4 protein-coding genes are annotated in these 4,094 nt (G+C 36.7%); 2 read left to right on the top strand and 2 right to left on the bottom strand.

All coding sequences use genetic code 11. The annotated features are described in order from the left end of the window. Positions 1 to 16: 16 nt before the first annotated feature. A complete protein-coding gene (gene ric, locus V7137_RS30085) occupies positions 17 to 712 on the top strand; it encodes an iron-sulfur cluster repair di-iron protein (protein WP_335701466.1) in 696 nt (231 codons plus the stop codon). 64 nt (positions 713 to 776) lie between these two features. Here the strand turns inward: ric and moaA are convergent, their stop codons facing one another. Then, positions 777 to 1,793, bottom strand: coding sequence for a GTP 3',8-cyclase MoaA (moaA, locus tag V7137_RS30080; RefSeq protein ID WP_335701465.1), 1,017 nt, complete (start codon positions 1,791 to 1,793; stop codon positions 777 to 779). A 334-nt stretch (positions 1,794 to 2,127) separates the two neighbouring features. On the opposite strand from moaA, the gene V7137_RS30075 reads away from it, so the two are divergent. Further along, a complete protein-coding gene (locus V7137_RS30075; RefSeq protein WP_335701464.1) occupies positions 2,128 to 2,820 on the top strand; it encodes a Crp/Fnr family transcriptional regulator in 693 nt (230 codons plus the stop codon). A gap of 82 nt (positions 2,821 to 2,902) precedes the next feature. Here V7137_RS30075 and V7137_RS30070 read toward each other — a convergent pair whose 3' ends face one another. Next, on the bottom strand, positions 2,903 to 4,033 hold the full coding sequence (locus V7137_RS30070) for a TIGR04053 family radical SAM/SPASM domain-containing protein (protein ID WP_335701463.1): 1,131 nt from the start codon (positions 4,031 to 4,033) through the stop codon (positions 2,903 to 2,905). Positions 4,034 to 4,094: the final 61 nt, after the last annotated feature.

Below are 4,094 nucleotides of genomic sequence, written 5' to 3'. Positions count from 1 at the left end.
AAGGAGGATTTATACGATGAGTTTCACTATTAACGCTAATTCATTAGTTAAAGATATTGTAAACGAATTACCAAAAACAAGTGATGTGTTTAAAAAGAACCGAATAGATTTTTGTTGTGGAGGAAACATTTCATTAACAGAAGCAGTGGCTCAAAATAATCTTAACCTCGATACTTTATTAACAGAATTACAAGGAGTCTTTGAAACATACGAAAACGCCGAAAAAGATGTGGAAGTTTGGACGAACTCTGATTCAGCTACGATTATTAATCATGTCATCTCCAACTACCACCGTGTATCTGATGAGGAACTAACAATGCTTAGTCCCTATGTAACAAAAGTATCTCGTGTCCATGGAGAACATCACCCAGAATTATTTAAGGTTAACGAACTCTTTTATGAATTCAAAAATGAATTGCTGGAACATATGGCAAAAGAAGAAGCGATTGTTTTTCCATTAATTAAGCAACTTGCTGATGGAACCATCGAGAACCGTGAAGAAGCTATTGCGATGATTGTTGAATTAGAAAAAGAGCATGATCATGCAGGAGAAATTTTAAGAAAAATCCGTGCAGTAACAGATGACTTTACACTTCCTCACGATGCCTGTGGTACGTATCGTCTAGTGTATGCTCGTCTTGAGGCATTAGAAGGATTAACCTTTATGCATGTACATCTTGAAAACAATATCCTATTTCCAAGGTATATATAATGATTAAAACAGCCTCAAAGGCTGTTTTTTTGTGTAAAAAAACCTCTCTTCTTATGAAGAGAGGTTAACCGCCAATATAAGACATTTCTATTTTTTTACGATTTTTATACGTTTCTGCCGTTCTTTCGTCTGAATATCGATCATCTCGGCCATTCCAAATGGCACTCACCCTCTCACGGATTTCTTCATCAGTGGCGCCATTTCTCATAAAGTTCCGAATATCATGCCCATTTCCATTAAATAAACAAGTAAATATCTGACCATTCGCCGATAACCGTGACCGGGTACAGCTTGTGCAAAACGATTCGGATACAGATGTAATAAAGCCCACGTTCACATCTTTATCTTTATATCGGTACAGTTTTGCCACTTCCCCGTAATAGGCAGGGTCAACTGGCTCGAGTTCAAATTGTTCCTTTAATAAATAATAAATCTGTTTTTTGGTAATGACATCATCCATTTTCCAGCCGTTTGTAGCGCCAACATCCATAAATTCAATATAACGCAACTCTAATCCCTTTTCTTTACAATACACTGCCATTGGAATAATTTCTGTTTCGTTTAGACCTTTCTTTACAACCATATTAATTTTGACCCCAAGCCCAGCTTGTTTGGCTGCTTCAATGCCCTCTAATACGGGACCTGTGCCTACTCCGCGCCCGTTAATTTCCCCAAACAATTCATCGTTTAACGTATCAAGACTAACGTTAACGCGTTTGAGACCAGCTTCCTTTAACTTTTTTGCATATTTCGGTAGGAGAACGCCATTGGTCGTTAACCCAATATCATGTAATCCCTCTATCACTGACAATTTTTGAACAAGAATAGGCAAATCTTTCCTGAGAAGAGGCTCTCCCCCAGTTAGACGGATTTTCTCCACACCCAAACTGACAAATATTTTCGCCAGACGTTCAATCTCTTCATATGACAGTAAGGCGCTTTTTGGCAGAAATTCAAAATCCGGACCAAATTGATCTGCTGGCATACAGTACTGACAGCGGAAATTGCAGCGGTCAATCACGGATATCCTCAGGTCATGCAACGGTCTATTTAATTTATCTTTAATAATGGTTTTTACCATTTTCTCAACTCCATTATTTTATGGAACCTTATTTAAGTGTATCAGTTATTCATTAGACAGATTGTTACTTTATTCACTATTACCATACTTATTACTATAAGTCTTATCTTAGCAGATGTTCGCCAGTCTATAAATAATTGTTTGGAGAAAGATTTTCAAGTTGACAATACTCAAATGTCGATTATGAAATTGTATTTTTTGCTCCGAAAGTTTTCACTATATTGTCATTGTTTACTTCTTTTTATTGGCTACTGATGAGATAAAATATTACTAACAAACAATTCATGTTTATCAGGAAGATAGTAGTAAAGATGACACGTAGAGGGTGAATCCGATGACAATGAAACCAACTCATTCAATTGAAATAAAAGAATTGCTTAGATTTGCAGACCGGAAATTTAAAAGTGAAAAAGGGAGCTTTCTATTTCAAGAAGGAATGGTTGCCGAGGAACTTTACATTATCATTTCCGGAAAAGTTCAAATTAGTAAAATCACATCAGATGGCCGTGAACTTTCATTAAGAATTTGTGGAGATAATGATATTTGCGGGGAATTAACCCTTTTTACAGATAATCCAAGATATCTATTAAGTGCGATGGTTCTGGAGGAAGGAGAAGTTGTCGCCATAAAAAAAGATGTCATTGAAAGTGAGATATTTCAAAATAGTAAGCTTGCATTTGAATTCATGAAATGGATGAGTGACCATTTCCGTAAAACACAAACAAAATTTCGCGACCTGGTCTTAAATGGAAAACGTGGTGCACTATTTTCAACGCTTATCCGTATGTCAAATAGTTATGGCATTCAAAAAGGGAATGAGATTCTAATTGATCTGCCGCTAACCAATCAAGAACTGGCTAATTTCTGCGGTACATCACGCGAAAGCACTAATCGAATCCTAAGCGACCTAAAAAAAGAAAATATTATTTCTGTTAAAAAAGGCAAAATATCTATTTTGGATTTACAATATTTAAAAAATGAAATCGATTGTGAAAATTGCTCTGTGGTCTATTGCAGTATTGAATAATATGGGAAGCCATCCTTTTTTATTTCCTTATCATTACACACAAGGCTGTCTCACAAAAATGGGGCAGCCTTGTATTATTTTTCTACTTTTCCTGTACTTGCTTTTCTCTTAATGATTTTGGAATATAAACACAGAATGGCTCGCTTTCTAGATAATCTCCAGTCATCGCATACGCTCTAGACCTTGATCCACCGCATACATGGCGGAATTCACAGACACCACATTTTCCTTTAAAAAGATCTGGATTACGAAGAGATTTGAATATAGGTGATTCACGGTAAATTTCTGCCAATGGCGTTTCGCGGATATTCCCTGCCTTAACTGGTAATAATCCACTTGGGTAAACATCGCCAACATGAGAGATGAACACAAAGCCATTTCCATCATTAACACCTTTGGGCGCACGGCCAAGACCGTCAATGGAGCCTGTTAACCCTTTTTCTGTTAATGCACTTAAATATTCAATTTCATTTGATGTTTTCTTCGCTTCACGCATTTTTTGTTGAATCACGACTCGCCGATAGTGCATTGCCTCGGTTGTTTTAATATCAAAAGAAACGCGCTTGCTTAAATCGTATAACCATCTGAATACTTTTTCATGTTGAACAGGCGAAATCATATCAGATTCTTGACCTCTGCCAGTTGGAACCAGGAAAAAGACACTCCATAACACACAGCCTAAATCCTCTACCATTTTTGCCATCTCATCAAGATAGTCAATATTATAACGGGAAATAACGGTATTTATTTGAATAGGCAATCCAACTTCATGCAAATATTTTATTTTTTCCATTGTAAGGTCAAATGAACCAGCTGTTCCCCTAAAATGATCATGAATTTCCGCTTTAGGACCATCAATACTAAATGCCCAACGAGATAGACCTACTTCTTTTGCCTTTTCAATCGCTTCTTTTGTTACATTAGGTGTTGCGCTTGGTGTCATGGACACCCGTACACCTTTATTTACTGCATATTTTGCAATTTCAAAAACATCGTCTCTCATTAGCGGGTCTCCGCCAGTAAAAACAAGCATCGGATTGTTCATTTCATATATTTGATCAATTAAATTTATTCCCTCTTCAAACGATAGTTCACGTGGGTCCCTTTTATATTGTGCATCCGCACGGCAGTGCAGGCATTTTAATTGGCAAGCTCTTGTGAGTTCCCAAATAACAATAAATGGATCTTTATTAAAGTCTCGGCTAATAGCCATATTGATACGCCTCCTAATAGCGGCTCATTTACTCAACTAGCCTTATTAACCTGTATTATAA

It is taken from the genome of Neobacillus drentensis (assembly GCF_036962765.1).
In the GTDB taxonomy this organism is placed as follows: domain Bacteria; phylum Bacillota; class Bacilli; order Bacillales; family Cytobacillaceae; genus Neobacillus; species Neobacillus drentensis_C.
Note: the sequence above shows the minus strand (reverse complement) of the source record. Positions and strands in the feature narration are given on the sequence as shown.